Origin of the sequence: Sphingomonas changbaiensis NBRC 104936 (assembly GCF_000974765.1) — a bacterium.
GTDB classification, from domain to species: Bacteria; Pseudomonadota; Alphaproteobacteria; order Sphingomonadales; family Sphingomonadaceae; genus Sphingomonas_B; species Sphingomonas_B changbaiensis.
The window spans coordinates 1-20445 of record NZ_BBWU01000020.1; the positions used below are offsets into that span (position 1 = coordinate 1).

Consider the following 20445-nt stretch of genomic DNA (forward strand, 5'->3'; position numbering starts at 1 on the left):
TCGCGAGCGAGAGCGAGCCCTATGGCAAACCGACCCCTCCACCATGCTTCGCATGGTCCCCCTCCCCGTTCCGGGGAGGAGTTGGAGTATGAAAATCGCCACCTACAACGTGAACGGCGTGAACGGCCGCCTGCCTGTCCTGCTGCGCTGGCTGGAGCAGTCCCGTCCCGACATCGTCTGCCTGCAGGAACTGAAGGCGCCGCAGGAGAAGTTTCCGGAAGGCCCAATCGCCGACGCAGGCTATGAGGCCATCTGGCACGGGCAGAAATCGTGGAATGGCGTCGCGATCCTGAGCCGCGCCGGCACGCCGGTCGAGACGCGGCGCGGGCTGCCGGGCGATCCCGATCCGAGCCACAGCCGCTATATCGAGGCGGCGGTGAACGGACTGATCGTCGGCGGGCTCTACCTGCCCAACGGCAACCCGAAGCCGGGGCCGAAATTCGATTACAAGCTCGCCTGGTTCGACGCGCTGATCGATCACGCCGCCGACCTGATCGCGAGCGGCGCGCCGGTGATCCTGGCCGGCGACTATAATGTGATGCCGACTGACCGCGACGTGTACAAACCGGAGCGCTGGTTGGATGACGCCCTGTTCGCGCCGGAGGTCCGCGCCGCCTATGCCCGCCTGCTGGCGCAGGGCTGGACCGATGCGCTGCGCTCGCTGCACCCGGATGAGACGATCTACACCTTCTGGGACTACTTCCGGAACGCCTTCGCCCGCAACGCCGGCTTGCGCATCGATCACCTGCTGCTGAGCCCCGCGCTCGCCCCGCGGCTCAAGCGCGCCGAGGTGGACCGGGACGTGCGAAGCTGGGAAAAGACCAGTGACCACGCGCCGGTGTGGGTGGAGCTGGAGGACTGAGGTGGCGAGCGACCCGAAGACCGTCGAATTCATCCTCGACCAGCTCAACGCCGCCGGCGTGGACGTCTCGGCGAAGAAGATGTTCGGCGAATACGGCCTATATCTCGACGGCAAGATGGTCGCGATGGTCTGCGACGATCAACTGTTCGTGAAGCCGACGCCCGAAGGTCGCGCCTTCACCGGTCCGATCGAGGAAGCGCCGCCCTATCCGCAAGCCAAGCCCTGCCTGCTGATCGACGGCGAGCGTTGGGACGATAGCGATTGGCTCGCCGAGTTGTTTCGGGTGAGCGCGGCGGCCTTGCCGGCGCCGCGGCCCAAGAAACCCCGATAAGTCCGTTCGTTTCGAGCGAAGTCGAGAAACGACAGCTCCGAGCTTGCGCTTCTCGACTGCGCTCGAAGCGAACGGAGCTTGGGTTATCGCCCTTCTTCCTCCGGCGGGAGCTGGTGGATGACCCAGGTGTGGTTCTGCACGATCGTGGCAGAGACCGGATGGCCATCCGGATCCAGCGACGGCTTAAAGCGAAATCGCTCCATGATCAGGCGGCAGGTGGTGTTGTCCAGGTCCGGAAAGCCGCTCGAGCGAGTGACTTCGCAATCCGTCACGCGACCGTCGACCCCAACCTCGTATCTGACGCTGACCGTCCCGCCGACCCCGGCGGCCCCCGCGGATCGGGGATAGTCGGAATCCTTGATTCGCCCCTTGATCTGGCGCGGTGCGACCCAGCCACCGCCGCCGTCTCCCTCCCCTTCGCCGCCCGAGCCCCGGCCATTGCCGAAACCGCCCGCGCCATAGCCGGGGCCGGGAATGTCGGCGGAGCCGGCGGATGGCGCGTTCCCAACGCCGGGGATCGGTGCGACGGGCAGCGGATTGGGCGTCGGCACCTTCACCGGAGGCGGCGGCAGCACGATCTGCGTCGGCTCGGCGCGAAGGTTCGGCGGCGAGGCCTCACCCTCCGGGCGCGGCGACTTGATCTTATGCGGAATCTTCGTCTGCGGCTTGGGCGGCTCATGCACCGGCAGCACGTTGAACAGCTTCAGCTCCTCGCTGACGCGGTGGGGAATATCGGTGCGGAGCCCGGCGATCAGCGCATAGCCGAGCAGGGCATGGACGAGCACCACGCCCGCGACGGAGGTCGCCCGTTCCTTGCTCCAGCGCTGCTCAGCATACATCGACCAACCCTCGCGTCATCAACGCGCGAGGCAGGGGTTAGCGCCATCCGGCTGAACAGGCGCTGATAAGCCGCTGTTATCTCACCGGTTCAGGTTGTGAAGCGCGAGACCCGGCCGCGGCCATTCCAGGCTGATCAGCCGGCCGGTGCCGGACAGCGTGATATAAGCGGTGCGCAGCTCCGGTCCGCCCCAACAAATGTTGGTCGTGAACGGATCGCCGGTCTGCACGAACTCGACCAGTTCGCCCTGCGGCGAGACCACCGAAATGCCGCCATTGCCGATCGTCGCGACGCAGATATTGCCAGCGCTGTCGACGCCCAGGCTATCGAACCAGCTATATCCGCCCGCGCCGTACAGAAAGTGCGCGCCGGTGCCGGTCAGGCTTTCGCCGCGCGCCAGCTTTCCCGGGCTCTCGACGTCGAAATACCAGAGCTTCGCCGTGTAGGTCTCCGCGACATACAGCCGCTTGCCGTCGGGCGAGAGGCCGATGCCGTTCGGGTTCTCCATCGGGAACACGGCTTCCTCGATCTGGCTACCGTCTGCTTTGGCATAGAACACGCCGACGATATCGCGCGAGCGCTCGAAATTCTTGCCGTGATCGGTGAACCAGAAACCGCCCGCGTCGTCGAACACGATGTCATTGGGCCCCCGCAGCTGCACCTCGCCCGCATGGGTATAGAGTGTCTCGACCTTGCCCGTATCGGGATCGATGCGCTGGATCGAGCCGCCGCTCCAATTCCTCGCGGCGCCATGCGGGATCAGCAGGCCCTGGGTCTCCAGATACTCGAACCCGCCATTGTTGCAGAGATAGAGCATCCCGTCCGGCCCCAGCGCGAGACCGTTGGGGCCGCCGCCGGGAGTGGCGATCACCTCCTTTTTGCCGTCACCCCAGCAGCGCGTGATCCGCCCGGCCTCGATCTCGACCACAATCACGCTGCCGTCGGGCATCGCGACCGGCCCTTCGGGAAAACGGAGGCCATTCGCGATTTCGGTGAAGCTATGCACTTAGCCATCCTCCCGGTTTGGGCTGAGCTTGTCGAAGCCCTCCCTTCTTCTTGGGGGGCAGTAGAAAGGAAAGGGAGGGCTTCGACAAGCTCAGCCCGAACCGGCTATGGGGACCTGAATCATCGGAGCGAGAGACATGGCCACAGCGCGATATGACGCCGACCTGAAGCTGTTCGTGAACGGCGCCTGGCGGGCGGGCGAGGATCGGCAGTCGGTGTTCAATCCCGCGACGGGCGCCACCGTGGCGGAAGTGCCGCTCGCGACCGCGGCCGACATGGACGAGGCGCTGGCTGCCGCCGATCGCGGATTCAAGCTGTGGAAAGCGACGGACGTCGAGGCGCGCGCCGCGATCCTGCACAAGGCCGCCGCGCTGATTCGCGAGCGCACCGACCGCATCGCGACGTTGATGACGATGGAGCAGGGCAAGCCGCTCGGCGAAGCGCGCGGCGAGGTCGCCGGCGCCGCTCAGCTGTTCGATTATTACGCCGAGGAAGCGAAGCGCGCCTACGGTCGCGTGCTGGTGCGCCCCACGGGCCAGCGTTCGATCGTGATCAAGCAGCCGGTTGGGCCGGTTGCGTCGTTCACGCCGTGGAACTTCCCCGTCTATCTGATGGCGAAGAAGCTGGCGGCCGCACTCGCCGCGGGTTGCTCGGTGATCGCCAAGCCGCCGGAAGAGACGCCGGGCTGCACTTCCGCGATCATGCAGGCACTGGCTGACGCCGGCCTGCCGCCGGAGGTTGCGCAATTGGTGTTCGGCGTGCCGGACACGGTCAGTCGTCACCTGCTCGCCTCGCCGGTGATCCGGAAGGTGAGCTTCACCGGCTCGGTGCCGGTCGGACGGCACCTGATGAAGCTCGCGGCCGACGGCCTCAAGCGCGTGACGATGGAGTTGGGCGGCCACGCACCGGTGCTGATCTTCGACGATTGCGACCTGGAGCGGACGCTCGACATGGTCGTGCCCCAGAAATTCCGGAACGCCGGGCAGGTCTGCGTGTCGCCCACCCGCTTCTACGTGCAGCAGGGCGTGTACGATCGTTTCGTCAGCGAATTCGCCGCGCGCACGCAGAAATGGACGGTCGGCAACGGGCTGGAGCCTGCGAACAAGATGGGCCCGCTCGCGAACAAGCGCCGCCCGGACGCGATTGCGGCACTGGTCGATGACGCGGTCGCCAAAGGTGCAACTCTAGCGGCCGGCGGCGAGCGGTTCGGTGACGGCTTTTTCTACAAGCCGACCCTGCTGGCGGACGTGCCGCTGGAATCCCGGATCATGAACGAGGAGCCGTTCGGCCCGGTCGCCGTCGCTCGCCCGTTCGCGACCGAGGAAGACGCGATCGAGCAGGCCAACCGCCTGCCCTTCGGCCTCGCCGCCTTCGCCTTCACCGAAAACGGCCGCCGCGCGAACCGGCTGGGCGACCTGATCGAAGCCGGCATGGTCGGCATCAACACCTTCGCAATCTCCGGCGCCGACACCCCGTTTGGCGGGGTGAAGGATTCGGGCTTCGGCAGCGAGGGCGGGCCGGAAGGGCTCGACAGCTACATGGTCGTGAAGGCGATCCATCAGGCGTGAGTTCTGCCCCTCTCCCGCTGCGCGGGAGAGGGCGACTCGGCCCTGCGGGGCCGAGCGGGGAGAGGGTGGCGGGCGCTGTACCACAAGCCCCTCTCCCCGCTCGCGCCCGCAAGCGCGAGTCGCCCCTCTCCCCTGAAGGGAGAGGGTTGGAGGAGAAGCGCCCACCACCTAAAGGACGATCATGACAACGAAACGAACCGGCGGCCGCATTCTGGTCGACAACCTCGTCGCGCAAGGCTGCGACCGGATCTTCACCGTGCCGGGCGAAAGCTTCCTGGCCGTGCTCGACGCGCTGCACGACGTTTCGCAGATCGAGGTGGTCGTCTGCCGGCAGGAAGGCGGCGTCGGCTTCATGGCCTGCGCGGACGGCGAGCTGACCGGCCGGCCGGGGATCGCGTTCGTGACCCGCGGCCCCGGCGCGACGAACGCGTCGATCGGCGTCCATGTCGCGATGCAGGATTCGCTGCCGATGATCCTGTTCGTCGGCGACGTCGGCCGCGGCGACCGCGACCGCGAGGCGTTCCAGGAAGTCGATTTCGGCCAGATGTTCGGCCCGCTGGCGAAGAAGGTGCTGCGCATCGACCGCGCGGAGCGGATTCCGGAATATGTGGCGCGCGCCTATGCGACGGCCATGTCCGGCCGGCCGGGGCCGGTGGTCGTCGTGCTGCCGGAAGACATGCTGCTCGACGAGGCGGAGGCGCTGGATCGGCCACACGTGTCGAGCGCGCCCCAGGCGCCATCGGCAGCGGAGCTCGAAGAACTCGCCGGCCTGATCAGGGCGGCCCAGGCTCCGCTGGCGATCGTGGGCGGTGCCGATTGGGATGCGGGCAGCGGCATCGCCTTTGCCCGCTGGGCCGAACATATGGGCATTCCGGTCACGGCGGGCTTTCGGCGCCAGGATTCCATTCCCAACAGCTCGCCCGCCTGGTGCGGCAATCTCGGCTATGGCCCGAACCCTAAGCTGGTTCAGCGCGTGAAACAGGCCGACCTGCTGCTGGTCGTGGGCCCGAGGCTCGGCGAAGCGACGACCGACGGCTACGCGCTGATCACGCCCGATCATCCGGGGCAAAAGCTCGTCCATGTCCACCCCGACCCGGAAGAGCTGAACAGCGTCTACCGCGCGGACCTGGCCATCTGCGCCAGCATGCGCACCTTTACGCACGCATTGCCCGAGGGCGCGATCTTCAACGCCGGCAAGGAAGCGCATGCCGAATGGCTCGACTGGTCGACACCGCGCCCGCGCGAGGGCGCCAAGCTCGACCTCGGGCAATGCGTGCTGGCGATGCGGGAGGCGATGCCGGCGGACACGATCATCTGCAACGGCGCGGGCAATTTCTCCGGCTGGTGGCATCGTTACTGGCTCTATGAAGGCTACGGCACCCAACTCGCGCCGACAGCGGGGGCAATGGGCTATGGCGTGCCGGCAGCGGTGGCGGCGGCGCTCAGGCGGCCGGAGCAGAAGGTGGCCGCGGTCGCGGGCGACGGCGATTTCCTGATGAACGGACAGGAGCTGGCGACGGCGGTCGCTCAAGGCTGCGACATGCTGGTAATCGTTGTCGACAATGGCTGGTATGGCACGATCCGCATGCACCAGGAGCGCGAATATCCAGGCCGCATCTCGGGCACGCGGCTCGTCAATCCCGACTTCGCCGCTCTCGCCCGCGCCTATGGCGCATGGTCCGAGGCGGTCGAAAGCACCGACCAGTTCGCCCCTGCCCTCGCCCGCGCGCTGGAGCAGAAGGGCGTCAAGTTGCTGCACCTGAAAACGGACGTGGAGCAGATCAGCCCCGCGGTCACGATCAGCCAGCTGCGGAGCCGCTAAATCCGCCGCGCCAGCCAGGCCGCGACGTTCGCGACATAGGTGCGCGTGTCGTCGAGCGCGGCGGCATCGCGGTGAACTTCGTCGCCCGGCGCCTCTTCGACAAAGCTCGGGCAACCGGCTTTGGTATCCCAATTGTAGTCGGCGATGTGGTGGAAGCTGGAATCCGCCACGCCCCGCCCCTTGCCGTCTTCTTCGACGGCGACAGCCAGGTTGAAGCGATTGCCGGTCCGCGTGCTTCGCCCCGTTGCAACCACCGTCGCTACCCCGGCCAGCTCGCGCGGTGCCCCGACGGCGCCTTCGTGCGGATGGGCGGGCAGGCGTTCGATCCGGCTGCCATCCGGACGTCGCATCAGCGGATGGTCGGCGGCTTCGACGGGCTGCAAATCCCCGTTCGCGCCGGAATGATAATTCGGCCAGGTGATCGTGCTGGTCTCGACGTCGTCGCAGACGCGCCGTCCCTCGTCCTCTTCCGGGTTAACCGACTGGAAATGCTGGGTGCGCCCAAGCGCACCGAGCTTCGCGATGCACGAACCCAAATCCTGATGATCGCGCGTGATGTACAGCCCGCCGCCTTGCGCCCGAAACGCCTCCAGATTGCGCACGTCGCCGTCCGTGAGCGCGCCGACATCGTCGACCGCGATCAGCCACACCTGGTCGAACGCACCGGCCGCGGCCGCCTTCAGCTCCGCGTCGTCGCCGTCCGGCGCCTCTGTGCGGTCCGCGGCGAGCACATCGTACAGCCGTTCGCCATGTCCGTCCGACAGTGACCGCAAATGCTCCGCGACCAGCGAAAACCGACCGACGTGCCAATCGTCGTCGGTGGTCGGGATTGTCGTCTTCAACAGGATGCGTTCCGCCATTCGAGCCTCCGTTCGACGCGGAGCGGATCGGCTACGCCTTTCGTGAGGCGATATAGCGGTCCACCACGCCTTCCAGCACTGTCATCGGCACGTTGCCACCCAGCACCAGCGCATCGTCGAACGTCTTAAGATCGAAACGGGGGCCAAGTTCCGCCTTGGCCTTGTCGCGCAGGCGATTGATGTAGGTGTGGCCGACCTTGTAGCCGCAGGCCTGGCCCGGCCAGCTGCAATAACGGTCCACTTCGGCGGAAACTTCCTCGATCGACGAGCCGTTGGTGTTCGCGAACCAGTCGATCGCCTGCTGCCGCGTCCAGCGCTTGGCGTGGAGGCCGCTGTCGACGACCAGCCGGCAGGCCCGGAACGACAGGCTCTGCAGATAACCGAGCCGTTCGACCGGGTTCTCCTTGTACACGCCCAGTTCGTCCGCCAGCTGCTCGGCATAGAGCGCCCAGCCTTCCGAATAGGCGTTGAAGGCGAGCAGCGAGCGGATCAGCGGAAGCTTGAACGTATACTCGCCCTGCCAGCCGTGGCCGGGGATCGCCTCATGATAGGCAAGGTCGGGCAGCGAATAGGTCGTCCAGCGCTCGGTCGTGCCAAGGTTGATCCAGAGCCGGCTGGGGATCTTGCCGTCGATGCTGCCGGGCCCGCCATAGGCGCCGGCCGCGCCCGGCTCCTCGGCCAGCGGCAGCCGCTTCACTTCGACATTGCCTTTGACCAGCGTGTTGAACGCCTGCGGCATCAGCGCCCGGATATGTGCGATCCGGTCCTGCAGCAGCTTGATGATCTGGGCCCGGCCTTCGTCATTGTTGGGGAAAGTGAAGCGCGGGTCCTTGCCCAGCGCCGTCATCCGCGCGCCGACCGTCCCCTGGCTGTAGCCCAGGCCCTTCAGGATCACATCCATCTGCGCCTGCAGCTCGCGAACCTGGTCGAGTCCCATCTGATGGATTTCCTGGGGCGACAGCGGCGTCGTGGTGCCGGCCCGGAGCGCCCAGGCATAATATTCGTCGCCGTGCGGCAGCTTCCAGACGCCCGCATCGCTGGTGGCTTTCGCGCGGTGGAGCTGCATTTCCGCGATCTGCCGCTCGAGCGCCGGCCCGACCTTCGTACGGGCGATCTGGGCCGCGCGCGCCGCATAGTCGCCCTTCATCTTCGCCGTGCGCTTGGCGATGGAGGTGACGATCCCCCAATCCTCAACCGTCCCCTGGCGCGTGACGTCGAGCGCCTTCAAGGTCTTGTCGATCAGGAAGTCGGGCGCGATCACGCCCATCCCGCGCGCCGCCTTCAGCCGCTCGGTCTCGCCGTCGAGCTGGCCGGCATAGGCATTCATTCGCGCCAGATAGGCGCCCGCATCGGCCGTCGTCTCGATGAGGTGATCGCTGTCCAGCATCTTGGGCGTGTTGAGATACGAGCCGACATTCTGGGCAACGACATAGGGCGAGTTGAGATACCCGCCGACCGCCGCCACGCCGTAGGGGAAGGCATAGCCGTCCAGCGCCAGGCCGAAGGCCGTTTGCACCACTTCGACGTTGGTGCGCATCGTGGGGCTCAACGCATCGAGATTCACCGGCTTGAGCTGGTTCACGCCCGTGCGCAGATGCGCGACCAGGCGCTCCTTGCCAGCTTCGGACGTGTCCGTGAGCTGCGACTTCAGCGCCGCTCGCGCGCCCTTGTCGATGCCAAGCCCGGTGGCACTCTCCGGAAAATCGCGGAGCATCTGCTCGGTGATGCCGTCGAGAAGCTTCGATGCCCGCGCGTCAGCGGCACTGTCGGCCGCGAAGGCGCGGCCGGGCAACAGGGCATAGGCAGTGGCGGCAGCGCTGGCGGCAAGCAGGTCGCGACGGGCAAAGTCCATGAATAAACTCCTGAAATCACCGTCCCTCGCTAACGGCTTTGAAAGCCGCTTGCAAAGCAGGGCCGTTAGGCGTTCCCTGCCGTCGGGCCGCGCCAAACCAGACTCGAATGTGACCGTCACCCTGCGAGCGCGGGGTCCCGCTGCCTCTCTTGCCATTCTGCAGTGAAGAGAAGCGGGATTCTCGCCTCCGCGGGACTGACGCGGAAGGAGATGTGACGTGCCGGACGTGGATAGTGACAAGCTTCATGAATTGGTGCTCAAGATGCTCGGCGATCTGGGCGGCGCGTTCAGCGTGCCCACGGTGCGGATCGGCTGCCGGCTGGGCCTGTTCGATTCGCTGCAGAAGGACGGGCCTGCAACCGCCGCGGAGCTGGCGAAACGGCTCGATCTTGCGGAACGCTATGTCCGTGAATGGGCGCTCGCGCAGGCGGCGAACGGCTATCTGACCTACGATGCGGAGGGCGAACGCTTCAGCCTCAGCCCGGAACAGGCGATGATCTTCGCCATGCCCGACAGTCCTTTCTACATGCCGGGCGCGTTCGAGTGCGCGGCGGAAATGATCGCGGGCCAGCCCAAGGTCGAAGAGGCGTTCCGCACCGGCGGCGGCGTCGCGTGGGGCGACAGCTCCGCCTGCCTGTTCTGCGCGGTCGGGGCCTTCTTCCGGCCCGGCTATGTCAACAGCATCGTCCAGGCGTGGCTGCCGGCGATCGATGGTATGGTGGCGCGGCTGGAAACGGGCGCGAACGTGGCCGATGTCGGTTGCGGCGTCGGCTTTTCGACGCTGCTGATGGCCGAGGCTTTTCCGAACAGCCGCTTCGTTGGCTACGATTTCCACGCGCCGTCGATCGAGCAGGCGAACGCCCATGCCGCGGCGCACGGCCTGTCGCATCGTGTCCGCTTCGAATCCGCGCCCGCCAAGAAAATCCCGGATGGCGATTTCGATCTCGTCACCATGTTCGATTGCCTGCACGACATGGGCGATCCACGCGGATGCGCCGCACACATGCGGACCATGCTGAAGCCCGACGGCGCCTGGATGCTGGTCGAGCCGATCGCCGGCGACCGGCCGGAGAACAATATCGGCAGCCCCGTCAGCCGCCTTTTCTATAACGCCTCGACAATGGTCTGCGTGCCGACCTCGCTGGCGCAGGAAGTGGGCGAAGGCCTCGGCGCTCAGGCGGGCGAGGCGAAGCTGCGCGACGTGCTGACAGGCGCGGGCTTTTCCAGAGTCCGCCGTGCGACCGAGGGCCCGTTCAACATGGTCTTGGAAGCTAGACTCTAGCCCCCCTACCCTCACCCGTTCGCTTCGAGCGAAGTCGAGAAGCGCGGCTCGGAGCAATCGTTTCTCGACGTCGCTCGAAACGAACGGAGTCGGATGGGGTTATCCGCGTATGCCCCGCGCCCAGAAGCTCAAGGTTTATTGCACCCCGATCGGGTTCCACAACGCCTATGTCGCGGCACCCAGCCAGAAGGCGGCGCTGGAGGCCTGGGGTAGCGACGCGAACTTGTTTGCGCGCGGTGTGGCGGAGCAGGTTACCGACCCGACGCTGATGACGGAGCCGCTCGCGCGCCCCGGCAAGGTGATCCGCAAGCTTCGCGGCACGGCCGAGGAGCAGATCGCCGCGCTGCCGGAACTGCCCAAGGCCAAGTCGCCCAAACCGACGCCCCGCCCCAGCCGCGCGCCTGTCGAGGAGGCCGAGCAGGCACTCGCCGAACTGGAGGAGCGGCAGCGCGACGAGCGCGAGCGACTTGCCCGGCGCGAAGCCGAACTCGCTCGCGAGCGACGCGCGCTCGAAGAGCGCCAACGCAAGGAACTGGAGCGGGCCTCGAAAGCGCGCGATCGCACGGAGGCGAACTATGAAAAGGCGCTCGCGAAATGGCGCGGATAGCCGTGCTTTTGGTTGACAAGTGGCGCCGCCTCACTTAGCTGCGCCCTTCCCGTGCGGGGATTGTTCTCGCGCGGCGATCAGCTTTGATGGATTAAGAGGGCCATGTTCGCAGTCGTGCGCACGGGCGGCAAGCAGTATCGCGTTGCCGCGGGAGACAAGATCGTCGTCGAGAAGCTCGACGGTGAAGCCGGGTCGAAAGTGACCCTTGGCGACGTGCTGCTCGCGGGCGAAGGCGGCGACCTCAAGGCCACTGCCGGGCTGACGGTCGCGGCCGAGATCGTCGCGCAGGCGAAGGGCGAGAAGGTCATCGTCTTCAAGAAGCGCCGCCGCCACAATTATCGCCGCAAGAACGGCCATCGCCAGCAGCACACGATCCTGAAGATCCTGAGCATCGGCGGCGAAGCGCCGGCCAAGAAGGCGAAGAAGGTCAAGGCCGAGACCGCCGAAGCCGCGCCGGCCGAAGCCGCCGCCTGAGCCGCAACGAGATATCTGGAGTAGTTAGTCATGGCGCATAAGAAAGCAGGCGGCTCCTCGCGCAACGGCCGCGATTCCGCTGGCCGCCGCCTCGGCGTGAAGAAATTCGGCGGTGAGGAAGTCCTCGCCGGCAACATCATCGTGCGTCAGCGCGGCACCAAGACCTATCCGGGCCGCAATGTCGGCCTTGGCAAGGATCACACCCTCTTTGCGACCGCAGAGGGCCGCGTGCGATTCCACGAAGGCAAGCTTGGCCGCAAATACGTATCGGTCGATGCGATTATGGCCGAAGCGGCCGAATAACGGGTGACCGTGACTACGGGTCGCCCTGGGGGCGACCCGAAAGCCTGCCGCGGCAGGTGACGAGGGAGACGGGTAGCCCCCAGTCTCCCTTTTTTACATCTCCCTCACCCATGTCGTTTTGCCGTCATCCAAAACCGGCAAGACGCGCGACAAAAGGAGAGCGGAGATGTTCGTCCGTACCGACAGATTGCTGTTGCGGCCCGGCTGGATCGAAGATGCGCCGGAGCTGGTCCGCGCGATCGGCGACGAGGCGATCGCGCGCAACACCGCCCGCATTCCCTGGCCCTACACGCTTGCCCATGCCGAATGGTATCTGGGCCGCCAGCAGGACCCGCACGCCCCCAATTGCCTGGTGTTCGCGCGCACCTCGGGCAAGCCGCGGCTGGTCGGCGCCGTTGCACTCAGCCCGGACGAGGACGGGCACGAGCTCGGCTATTGGTTCGCGCGGGCCCATTGGGGTCTGGGCTACGCAACCGAGGCGGCGAGCGCGCTGCTCCGCGCCGCGCGTGATTCGCTGAGGATCGACAGCATCCATTCCGGCCACTTCGTCGACAACCCCGCCTCCGGCCGCGTGCTTCGAAAACTGGGCTTGCGGCCGACCGGCAGGACGGTCCGGCGCCACTCGGTCGCGCGCGGGCGCGATGTGGATTGCGTGCTGTACTCGGATGCGGTCGAGATGGCGTGCGAGGAGCCGACCATGCGCTGTCTGGAGGCGGCATGATCTCCGACCCTCTCCCTTCAGGGGAGAGGGCGACTCGCGCTTGCGAGCGCGAGCGGGGAGAGGGTGACGGGGTACAGCCCCCAGGACCCTCTCCCCGCTCAGCCCCGCAGGGCTGAGTCGCCCTCTCCCGCAAAGCGGGAGAGGGATGTTACGGAGTCGCGCTCACCGGCGCGACCGGTTCGCCGGGGCGCTGATCCGCATTCTGCGGGACAGCGCTGACCTGCATTTCCGGCGTCGGAATGTCTTCGCCGAACGTGCGGACGCGCACCTTCACAACGCCTCCTTCAATCGTCAGCTCGTTGAAGCTGGGCGGCGTCGAGCGGATGCGCAGAGAGAGCGTGCCGGCGCCGATCATGCGGATCGGGCCGTTCGCAGTCTCCTTCACCAGATCGAACGGATCATGGACATGACCGCTCAGCACCGCCGTCACCCCAGCCCTGGCCAGCGCCGCGAGCGCGCGTTCGCCGCCCTTGGTCAGCGCCTTGCCGCGGGTGTTCGCCTCGACCAGCGGATGGTGCGCGGTCACCAGCACCAGCTGTCGCTCCGGCAGCTCGTCTATTGCACGCAGGGTCTTCGCGAGCGCGCGCGGGCCGACATAGCCGAGCGACCAGTTCAGCCGCCACTGCGCCCGTGCGGTCGTCTTCAGCGGCACCAGCGCAACGCCGGGCAGGTCCAGCTCGCGCTCGACCAGCCGCTCGATGCCCCGGATGCGGTGATAGGGCGCGACGAACCGCTCGATCAGGTTGAAATAGGGCAGGTCGTGGTTGCCGACCTCGACTGTCACCGGCGCGGCGAGCGACGAAATCCATTCGCACGCGGCGCGGAACTCGCGATGCCGCGCCCGCATCGTCAAATCCCCGGTCAGCGCGACGGCATCCGGCTTCTCGGCCGCGATCCGGTCCTTGACCCATTGCAGCGCCTGCACGTCCTCGCACCCGAAATGGACGTCGCTGATATGGAACAGGCGAGGCATGCGATCTCCTAACGCGCGGGAACCCGGAATGTGGCGCGGACTTTAACCCGTCAACAGCTGAGCCTAAGGGGACTTCATGACCAAACCTACCGTGCTTGTGACCGGCGGCGCCGGCTATATCGGCAGCCACGCGGTGCTGGCGCTGCTCGACAGCGGCTATCCCGTCGTCGTGATCGACAATCTGACCACCGGATTCCGCTGGGCGGTCGACCCTCGCGCCGCCTTCGTCGAAGGCTCGGTCGATGACGACGATCTGGTGCGGGACACGCTGCGCCGGCACGACATCCGCGCGATCATGCATTTTGCGGGTTCGATCATCGTGCCAGAGTCGGTCGAGAACCCGCTGAAATACTACAAGAACAACACGGTCGCGTCGCGCGCGCTGATCGAAAGCGCGGTGCTGTGCGGCGTGCCGCATTTCATTTTCTCGTCGACCGCGACGCTGTATGGGATCGTCGAGCGCTGGCCGATCCGCGAGGATTTTCCGCTCCAGCCGATCAATCCCTATGGCAAATCCAAGCTGATGACCGAGCAGATGCTGGCCGACGTCGCCGCGGCGCATCCGCTCAGCTACGGCGTGCTACGCTATTTCAACGTCGCCGGCGCCGATCCGCAGGTCCGCTCCGGTCAGTCGACCGAGGGCGCGACGCACCTGATCAAGGTCGCGGTCGAAGCGGCGACCGGCAAGCGCGGCCATGTTGCTATATTCGGCACCGACTATGACACTCGTGACGGGACCGGGATGAGGGACTATATCCACGTCAGCGACCTCGCGGCCGCGCATGTGGACACCCTTGAAGCGCTGATGGCGAACCCCAGCACCAACTATACGATGAATGTCGGCTACGGCACCGGATCGACCGTGCTCGAAGTGCTCGACGCGGTCGATCGGGTCACGAACATGACGATCGAGCGCCGGATCGAGCCGCGTCGCGCGGGCGACCCGCCGATCCTGGTCGCGGACAACAGCGCGATCCTCGCCACCCTCCCCTGGCGGCCGAAGCGGGACAATCTGGACACGATCATCGCCGACGCGCTCGCCTGGGAACGCAAGCTTGCCGAACGCGAGGACCAAGCCGCTCCGGTGTGACGACTTCCACCAGCTTGCTCCCTTGGACCCGACGTGTATTGTATCGGCAATACACGGGAGGGTGGATAATGCGCAACGTCCTTGTCTTGGCGGCAGCTTTGCTGGCCGCGACACCCGCCCTGGCCCTTCCCGCCGATGCCTGGCAGCGGGATCTCGCAGCCCTTCGCGCGGCCTATGCGAGCACGCATCCCAATCCCTGGCACAAGCTCCCGCAGGCCGAATTCGATCGGATGGCCGACCGCCTCTCCGTGGACATTCCGGCGCTTGACGACCGACAGGTGATGGCGCGCATGATCGAGTTGATCGCTGCCACCGGCGAAGGCCATACCCGCCTGACCCTGCCGCTGCCCGAAAGCGCCGGCGTGTTCCTTGGCCATGCCAGGACCGAGGCACCGAAAGTGCCGGTCTTCGCCACGGTCCCGATCAGGCTGACGGCCGCGAGCGACGGATATGTCATCACCGCCGCCGCGCCCAAATACCAGCGGCTCGTCGGCGCGGCGCTCGTCTCGATCGACGGCAAGGCGGTGGGCGCGATCGAGTCGGCAATGCTGCCCCTCGTCAACGGCGACAATGCGGGCATGAAACGGGCCTATCTGCCCAGCTTCATCATGCTGCCGGACTTGCTGCGGGCGCGTGGCGTGGCGGCTGGCAGCGACGCGCGCTGGCGCTTTCGCCTGCCCAATGGACATGAGGTGGAGGAGCGCCTCGCCGCTCTGCCGGACGGCGCCGACCTTGCCTGGGCGAACGAAGCCGATGCCGGGCCATTCTCGCTGAAACGGCTGGACGGCGGCATCATCGTCGCGCGCATTGCCGAAATCGCGAACGGGCCGGATCAAAGCCTCGCTGCCTTTGCCGACCAGGTCTATGCCGCGGTAGACGCGACGCCGGACGCGCGGCTCGTGATCGATCTGCGCGGCAATCCGGGCGGCAACAATTTCCTGATCGACCCACTAGTGCGCGGCGCTGTCTCCCGGCCCGCGCTGTGGAAGCCGGGACACCTGTTCGTGCTGATCGACGCGAAGACCTTCTCGGCCGCGCAGAATCTGGTGAACGCGATGGAACGCTGGACGCCGGCCGTGTTCGTCGGTGAGCCGACCGGCGCCGCCCCCTCCAGCTACGGCGATTCCAGGCGGATCACGCTGCCGGAATCGGGCCTGACGCTGCGCGTCTCGAGCCTCTACTGGCAGGACACCGGCCCGCTCGACAAGCGGGACGCGACTGCGCCGCATCTGCCCGCGCCGCGAACGGTTGCCGACCTGCAGAGCGGCCGCGACCCCGCACTGGCGGCCGTACGCTCGCTGTCGCAACCCCAAGGATCGGCCCAGGGCAGCTGGGCGGCGCCCTTCGCCTATGTCTATCGGCCGGCGACGCTTCGCGTCCGCTTCGATGCGCAAGGCGGCAGCTTTGCGGTGCCGGAGCTGAAGCTGGCCGAGACGCCGTTCCAGACCTTGTCGCTAAACGGCAGCAGCCTGACTGCGTTCGGCAAGGTCCGCGACTCGGTCTTCACCCTGCGCGCGGAAGCAACAGCGGGCGGGCTTGTGGGCTGGCTGGACGTAAACGGCCGCCCCTACCCGTTCGTGGCGAAACGCGCGGCCGAGTAGCTATTCCAGCTCCAGGATCACCGCGTCGACGGCCAGGCTGTCGCCGGGCTTCGCATCGACGCGCTTCACGGTGGCCGCTTTCTCGGCGCGGAGGATATTCTCCATCTTCATCGCCTCGACGACCGCGAGCGGCTGGCCGGCCTCCACCTTGTCGCCTTCGCTGACGTTCAGCGACACGAGCAGGCCTGGCATCGGGCACAGCAGGAAGCGCGACAGGTCCGGCGGGACCTTCTCGATCATATGCGTGGCGAGCGCGGCGACGTGCGGCGGCCAGACCTCTGCCAGGTGCGAAGCGCCGCGGGTCGTCAGCTTCCATTTGCGGCCCTTGCGCTCGATGCGCACCCCGATCGGCTCACCGTCCAGCTGGCCTTCGAACAGAGCTTGCCCCGGCTCCCACGCGCCTTGAAGGTCGACCGGATCGCCTTCGCCATCGATCGTCGCGAGCAGCCCTTCCTCATAGCCATCAAAGGAGACATGCAGGTCCCGCCCTGCGATCCGCACGACCCGTTCGGGCGAAAGCGCGGGGCCGCCGTTCAATTGCCCGTCGATCTCGTGCCCGCGCGCGTCTGTCTCGAGGCCGATCATCGCCGCGATCGCCGCAAGCCCCTCGATCAGCCGATCGGACGCGGGCGCGCCCTGGAATCCTTCCGGATATTCCTCGGCGATGAAGCCTGTGGTGAGCCGCCCTTCGCGGAAGCGCGGGTGCTGCATCAGCGCGGAGAGGAAGTCGACATTGTGGCCGGGGCCGTCGATCTCGAATGCATCGAGTGCCGCGACCTGCGCGTCGATCGCCTCCTCGCGCGTCGGCGCCCAGGTGATCAGCTTGGCGATCATCGGGTCGTAGAAAATCGAGACTTCGCCGCCCTCGCGCACGCCGTCATCGACGCGGACGTAGGGAGCGCTCCCCTCGTGCTCCTGCGAAGGCAGGAGCCCAGTGTCACCCGCTCCGAGCCCGTCCATCTGGGCTCCTGCTTTCGCAGGAGCACTGGGTACCGGGGGTCTATATCGCACGAGCCGGCCCGTGCTCGGCAAAAACCCGCGATACGGGTCCTCCGCGTAAACCCGGTTCTCGATCGCCCAGCCGTTCAGCTTCACATCGTCCTGCGTAAAGCCGAGCGGTTCCCCCGCCGCAACCCGGATCATCTGCTCGACCAGATCGAGGCCGGTGATCGCTTCCGTCACCGGATGCTCGACCTGCAGCCGCGTGTTCATTTCGAGGAAGTAGAAGCTTTTGCCGGTCGCGTCGGCGCCGGAGACGATCAGCTCGACCGTGCCGGCGCTGTAGTAATCAACGGCGCGGGCCAGCGCGACCGCTTGCTTGCCCATTGCCTTGCGCATCTCGGGCGTGACGAAGGGCGACGGCGCTTCCTCGACGACCTTCTGATGGCGGCGCTGGATCGAGCATTCGCGCTCGCCCAGGTACACGATGTTGCCCTGCTGGTCGCCCAGCACCTGGATTTCGATGTGGCGCGGGCTCTCGATGAATTTCTCGATGAACACGCGGTCGTCGCCGAAGCTGGCGAGGCCTTCGCGCTTGGTCGCCTCGAAGCCTTCGCGCACATCCTGTTCGGACCAGGCGAGGCGCATCCCCTTGCCGCCGCCGCCGCCGGCCGAGGCCTTCATCATGACCGGATAGCCGATGTCCGAAGCGATCCGCACCGCCTCGTCGGTGTCGGCGATCTCGCCCAGATAGCCGGGGACGACGTTGACGCCGGCCTTGCTCGCGAGCTTCTTCGACTCGATCTTGTCGCCCATCGCCGCAATGGCGTTCGGCGGGGGGCCGATAAACGCGATGCCGTTGTCGGCGAGCAACTGCGCGAAGCTGGTGCGTTCCGACAGGAAACCATAACCCGGATGCACCGCCTCCGCGCCCGTTTCCTTGCAGGCGAGCAGGATCAGATCGGCGCGCAGATAGCTTTCGCTGGCCGGCGGCGGCCCCAGCCGCACCGCCTCGTCCGCCATCATCACATGCGGCGCGCGCGCATCCGCGTCCGAATAGACCGCGACCGTCTGGATGCCCATCTTGCGGCATGTCCGGATCACCCGGCACGCAATCTCGCCGCGATTGGCGATCAGGATTTTTTTGAACATCAGTTCGGCTTCTTTGTCCCGAGGAGTTCCACTTCCGGCAGAGTCGCGACCGATTCTTGGCCAGAGAAATCACGCAATCCGACGATCGTCTGACCGTCGGGTGTCTTCTCAGCCTGAACCAAGATCATCGGGTGCTTCGCGCCTTGCTCGTCAGACCAGAGAACGTACTGCGGGATGGCGAGCATCACCGCACCCGCGCCAGTGCCGTTGGTGGAGAAAATTGCGTTACCCGCCTTCGCGTCTTCCAGCGTTGCCGGTCGACCAACAATGAATCTGGACTTCGGCAACTCTGGCCAGTTCACTCGCTCTGCAGCCGTTGGAGGCGCGGCAGCGAAGCCGAGCGCAGCAGCGAGCCGAGAGATAAATGTCACTCGCTTCACTCCGCCGCCACCCGCATCGGTTCTTCGCCTTCGAGCGGGGTTAAGCCGAGTTTCGCGAGTAGGACAGCGTCCTTGTCATCTCCCGCATTCGGCGCCGTCAGCAGCTTGTCGCCGGTGAAGATGCTGTTCGCGCCGGCGAGGAAGCAGAGCGCTTGCGTCGCTTCCGACATGCTCTCGCGGCCGGCGCTCAGGCGGACCATGCTCATCGGCATCGTGATCCGCGCGACGGCGACGGTGCGGACGAACTCGATGTCGTCGATCTTGGCGAGCGGCGTGTCGGCGAGCATGTCGCCCAGCACCGTGCCCTTCACCGGCACCAGCGCGTTGACCGGCACGCTTTCCGGGTGGCGCGGCAGGGTCGCCAGCGCATGGATGAAGCCGATCCGGTCCTCGCGCGTCTCGCCCATGCCGACGATGCCGCCGCAGCAGACGTTGATCCCGGCCGAGCGCACATTCTCCAGCGTGTCGAGCCGGTCTTCGAACGTGCGGGTGGTGATGATGTCGCCGTAACGTTCGGGCGAGGTATCGATATTGTGATTGTAGTAATCGAGCCCCGCCTCGGCGAGCGTCTGCGCCTGGGCGGGCGCCAGCATGCCCAGCGTCATGCAGGTCTCCAGCCCCATGTCGCGGACGCCTTTCACCATCTCGACGATGGCGGGCATGTCCTTGTCCTTGGGGTTGCGCCAGGCCGCGCCCATGCAGAAACGGTGCGAGCCCGCATCCTTCGCTTGCGCCGCCATCTGCAGGACGGAGCGCACGTCCATCAGCTTGGTCGCTTTCACGCCTGAATCGGCGTGGGCGGACTGGGAGCAATAGCCGCAATCCTCCGGGCAGCCGCCGGTCTTGATCGAGAGCAGCGTGCAGAGCTGGATTTGGTCGGGCGCGTGGTGCTGCCGGTGAACCGAGGCGGCGCGGAAGAGGAGGTCGGTGAAGGCGAGCGCGAAGAGGGTACGGATTTCTTCGCGCGTCCAGTCGTTGCGCACCTCCCCTCCCGCTTGCGGGAGGGGTTGGGGGTGGGAGCGATCCTGTTCATTCAGCAACATGGGTCCACCTTTGCCCACCCCTAGCCCCTCCCGCAAGCGGGAGGAGAATACTCACTCCGCAGCTTCCTCCACTGGGGGCATGTTGTGTCCTAACAACCGCAGCACGTCGGCCGCGCTGTCGACGATGTTTGTGCCGGGGCCGTAGATGCCGGCGACCCCGCGCTCACGCAGATAGTCGTAATCCTGCGCCGGAATCACGCCGCCGGCGATCACGCGGATATCGGGACGGCCATTCTCGCGCAGCAGGCGGACCAGCTCCGGGATCAGCGTCTTGTGCCCGGCGGCGAGGCTGGAGGCGCCGACCACGTCGACGTCCTTTTCCAGCGCGAGCACGAGCGTTTCCTCGGGCGTCTGAAACAGCGGGCCGCTGACGACCTCGAAGCCCATATCCGAAAAGGCCGACGCGACGACGTTGGCGCCGCGATCATGCCCGTCCTGGCCCATCTTGGCGACCAGCAGCCGCGGCTTGCGGCCGCGGCGGCGTTCGAAGGCGGCGATGCCGTCGACGACCTGGGTCCAGCGGTCCTCGCCCCTGTAGGCGGCGCCGTAGACGCCTTTCACCGGGGTGGGCACGGTTTCGTAGCGGCCGAAGCCGTCTTCCATCGCTTTGCTGATCTCGCCCAGCGTGGCGCGAGCGCGGGCGGCGGTGACGGCGAGAGCCAACAGATTCGATCCTCCCCGGAACGGGGAGGGGGACCGATCGGCGTCAGCCGATTGGTGGAGGGGTCGGGGCGCCGAAGGG

Annotated in this window: 20 protein-coding genes; 11 read left to right on the forward strand and 9 right to left on the reverse strand. The window is 66.6% G+C overall.

What is annotated here, in order from left to right:
- Nucleotides 1–88 precede the first annotated feature (88 nt).
- Together xth and SCH01S_RS04765 are read left to right on the forward strand one after the other, a co-directional pair.
- A complete protein-coding gene (xth, locus tag SCH01S_RS04760; RefSeq protein ID WP_046347643.1) occupies nt 89–862 on the forward strand; it encodes an exodeoxyribonuclease III in 774 nt (257 codons plus the stop codon).
- A gap of 1 nt (nt 863) precedes the next feature.
- Nucleotides 864–1193, forward strand: coding sequence for a TfoX/Sxy family protein (locus SCH01S_RS04765; protein WP_046347644.1), 330 nt, complete (start codon nt 864–866; stop codon nt 1191–1193).
- 83 nt (nt 1194–1276) lie between these two features.
- Here SCH01S_RS04765 and SCH01S_RS04770 read toward each other — a convergent pair whose 3' ends face one another.
- Together SCH01S_RS04770 and SCH01S_RS04775 are read right to left on the reverse strand one after the other, a co-directional pair.
- On the reverse strand, nt 1277–2032 hold the full coding sequence (locus SCH01S_RS04770) for an energy transducer TonB (RefSeq protein WP_046347645.1): 756 nt from the start codon (nt 2030–2032) through the stop codon (nt 1277–1279).
- 81 nt (nt 2033–2113) lie between these two features.
- Nucleotides 2114–3037: an SMP-30/gluconolactonase/LRE family protein gene (locus tag SCH01S_RS04775; protein ID WP_084689395.1), complete on the reverse strand. Its 924-nt coding sequence runs from the start codon at nt 3035–3037 to the stop codon at nt 2114–2116.
- 136 nt (nt 3038–3173) lie between these two features.
- Here SCH01S_RS04775 and SCH01S_RS04780 point away from each other — a divergent pair, with 136 nt between their 5' ends.
- Nucleotides 3174–4604 carry an NAD-dependent succinate-semialdehyde dehydrogenase gene (locus SCH01S_RS04780; RefSeq protein WP_046347646.1) on the forward strand — a complete coding sequence of 477 codons (1431 nt, stop codon included), beginning with the start codon at nt 3174–3176 and terminating at the stop codon, nt 4602–4604.
- 181 nt (nt 4605–4785) lie between these two features.
- Entirely contained in the window at nt 4786–6426 is a 1641-nt protein-coding gene (locus SCH01S_RS04785) for a thiamine pyrophosphate-binding protein (RefSeq protein ID WP_046347647.1), read from the forward strand.
- On the opposite strand, the gene SCH01S_RS04790 is transcribed toward SCH01S_RS04785, so the two are convergent.
- Nucleotides 6423–7286, reverse strand: coding sequence for a hypothetical protein (locus tag SCH01S_RS04790; RefSeq protein WP_046347648.1), 864 nt, complete (start codon nt 7284–7286; stop codon nt 6423–6425). The two genes, SCH01S_RS04785 and SCH01S_RS04790, sit on opposite strands and share 4 nt — an antisense overlap.
- Before the next feature lie 31 nt (nt 7287–7317).
- A complete protein-coding gene (locus SCH01S_RS04795) occupies nt 7318–9138 on the reverse strand; it encodes a DUF885 domain-containing protein (protein ID WP_046347649.1) in 1821 nt (606 codons plus the stop codon).
- Nucleotides 9139–9355: 217 nt separating this feature from the next.
- On the opposite strand from SCH01S_RS04795, the gene SCH01S_RS04800 reads away from it, so the two are divergent.
- From SCH01S_RS04800 to SCH01S_RS04820, 5 genes are all read left to right on the forward strand, one after another.
- Entirely contained in the window at nt 9356–10420 is a 1065-nt protein-coding gene (locus SCH01S_RS04800) for a class I SAM-dependent methyltransferase (protein ID WP_157032802.1), read from the forward strand.
- A gap of 109 nt (nt 10421–10529) precedes the next feature.
- A complete protein-coding gene (locus tag SCH01S_RS04805) occupies nt 10530–11027 on the forward strand; it encodes a hypothetical protein (RefSeq protein ID WP_046347650.1) in 498 nt (165 codons plus the stop codon).
- Between the two features lie 102 nt (nt 11028–11129).
- The gene (gene rplU / locus SCH01S_RS04810; protein ID WP_046347651.1) at nt 11130–11501 is read left to right on the forward strand and encodes a 50S ribosomal protein L21; all 372 of its coding nucleotides are present in this window, start codon (nt 11130–11132) and stop codon (nt 11499–11501) included.
- Between the two features lie 30 nt (nt 11502–11531).
- Nucleotides 11532–11804, forward strand: a complete 273-nt coding sequence (rpmA, locus tag SCH01S_RS04815; RefSeq protein WP_046347652.1) for a 50S ribosomal protein L27 — start codon at nt 11532–11534, stop codon at nt 11802–11804.
- Between the two features lie 166 nt (nt 11805–11970).
- A complete protein-coding gene (locus tag SCH01S_RS04820) occupies nt 11971–12525 on the forward strand; it encodes a GNAT family N-acetyltransferase (RefSeq protein ID WP_046347661.1) in 555 nt (184 codons plus the stop codon).
- A gap of 148 nt (nt 12526–12673) precedes the next feature.
- Here the strand turns inward: SCH01S_RS04820 and SCH01S_RS04825 are convergent, their stop codons facing one another.
- Nucleotides 12674–13498 carry a metallophosphoesterase family protein gene (locus tag SCH01S_RS04825; protein ID WP_046347653.1) on the reverse strand — a complete coding sequence of 275 codons (825 nt, stop codon included), beginning with the start codon at nt 13496–13498 and terminating at the stop codon, nt 12674–12676.
- 76 nt (nt 13499–13574) lie between these two features.
- On the opposite strand from SCH01S_RS04825, the gene galE reads away from it, so the two are divergent.
- Together galE and SCH01S_RS04835 are read left to right on the forward strand one after the other, a co-directional pair.
- Entirely contained in the window at nt 13575–14588 is a 1014-nt protein-coding gene (galE, locus tag SCH01S_RS04830; protein ID WP_046347654.1) for a UDP-glucose 4-epimerase GalE, read from the forward strand.
- A 68-nt stretch (nt 14589–14656) separates the two neighbouring features.
- Nucleotides 14657–16189: a S41 family peptidase gene (locus tag SCH01S_RS04835; protein WP_046347655.1), complete on the forward strand. Its 1533-nt coding sequence runs from the start codon at nt 14657–14659 to the stop codon at nt 16187–16189.
- Here the strand turns inward: SCH01S_RS04835 and SCH01S_RS04840 are convergent, their stop codons facing one another.
- From SCH01S_RS04840 to SCH01S_RS04855, 4 genes are all read right to left on the reverse strand, one after another.
- Nucleotides 16190–18280 (reverse strand): acetyl-CoA carboxylase biotin carboxylase subunit, encoded by a 2091-nt coding sequence (locus SCH01S_RS04840; RefSeq protein ID WP_046347656.1) that lies wholly within the window; start codon nt 18278–18280, stop codon nt 16190–16192.
- Nucleotides 18280–18651 carry a hypothetical protein gene (locus tag SCH01S_RS16325; RefSeq protein WP_157032803.1) on the reverse strand — a complete coding sequence of 124 codons (372 nt, stop codon included), beginning with the start codon at nt 18649–18651 and terminating at the stop codon, nt 18280–18282. The genes SCH01S_RS04840 and SCH01S_RS16325 overlap by 1 nt, the downstream gene beginning before the upstream one ends.
- Nucleotides 18652–18656: 5 nt before the next feature.
- Entirely contained in the window at nt 18657–19703 is a 1047-nt protein-coding gene (bioB, locus tag SCH01S_RS04850) for a biotin synthase BioB (protein ID WP_046347657.1), read from the reverse strand.
- A gap of 51 nt (nt 19704–19754) precedes the next feature.
- On the reverse strand, nt 19755–20445 hold a 691-nt coding region (locus SCH01S_RS04855), incomplete at its 5' end, for a cobalamin-dependent protein (RefSeq protein WP_174436024.1).

Bases quoted from the DNA above. Each gene is read 5' to 3' on its own strand.
- SCH01S_RS04785 (WP_046347647.1), top strand. From the start codon at position 4,786: ATGACAACGAAACGAACCGGCGGCCGCATTCTGGTCGACAACCTCGTC.
- rplU (WP_046347651.1), top strand. From the start codon at position 11,130: ATGTTCGCAGTCGTGCGCACGGGCGGCAAGCAGTATCGCGTTGCCGCG.
- xth (WP_046347643.1), top strand. From the start codon at position 89: ATGAAAATCGCCACCTACAACGTGAACGGCGTGAACGGCCGCCTGCCT.
- SCH01S_RS04840 (WP_046347656.1), bottom strand. From the start codon at position 18,280: ATGTTCAAAAAAATCCTGATCGCCAATCGCGGCGAGATTGCGTGCCGG.
- galE (WP_046347654.1), top strand. From the start codon at position 13,575: ATGACCAAACCTACCGTGCTTGTGACCGGCGGCGCCGGCTATATCGGC.
- bioB (WP_046347657.1), bottom strand. From the start codon at position 19,703: ATGTTGCTGAATGAACAGGATCGCTCCCACCCCCAACCCCTCCCGCAA.
- SCH01S_RS04790 (WP_046347648.1), bottom strand. From the start codon at position 7,286: ATGGCGGAACGCATCCTGTTGAAGACGACAATCCCGACCACCGACGAC.
- rpmA (WP_046347652.1), top strand. From the start codon at position 11,532: ATGGCGCATAAGAAAGCAGGCGGCTCCTCGCGCAACGGCCGCGATTCC.
- SCH01S_RS04780 (WP_046347646.1), top strand. From the start codon at position 3,174: ATGGCCACAGCGCGATATGACGCCGACCTGAAGCTGTTCGTGAACGGC.
- SCH01S_RS04835 (WP_046347655.1), top strand. From the start codon at position 14,657: ATGCGCAACGTCCTTGTCTTGGCGGCAGCTTTGCTGGCCGCGACACCC.
- SCH01S_RS04825 (WP_046347653.1), bottom strand. From the start codon at position 13,498: ATGCCTCGCCTGTTCCATATCAGCGACGTCCATTTCGGGTGCGAGGAC.
- SCH01S_RS04795 (WP_046347649.1), bottom strand. From the start codon at position 9,138: ATGGACTTTGCCCGTCGCGACCTGCTTGCCGCCAGCGCTGCCGCCACT.
- SCH01S_RS04820 (WP_046347661.1), top strand. From the start codon at position 11,971: ATGTTCGTCCGTACCGACAGATTGCTGTTGCGGCCCGGCTGGATCGAA.
- SCH01S_RS04770 (WP_046347645.1), bottom strand. From the start codon at position 2,032: ATGTATGCTGAGCAGCGCTGGAGCAAGGAACGGGCGACCTCCGTCGCG.
- SCH01S_RS04805 (WP_046347650.1), top strand. From the start codon at position 10,530: ATGCCCCGCGCCCAGAAGCTCAAGGTTTATTGCACCCCGATCGGGTTC.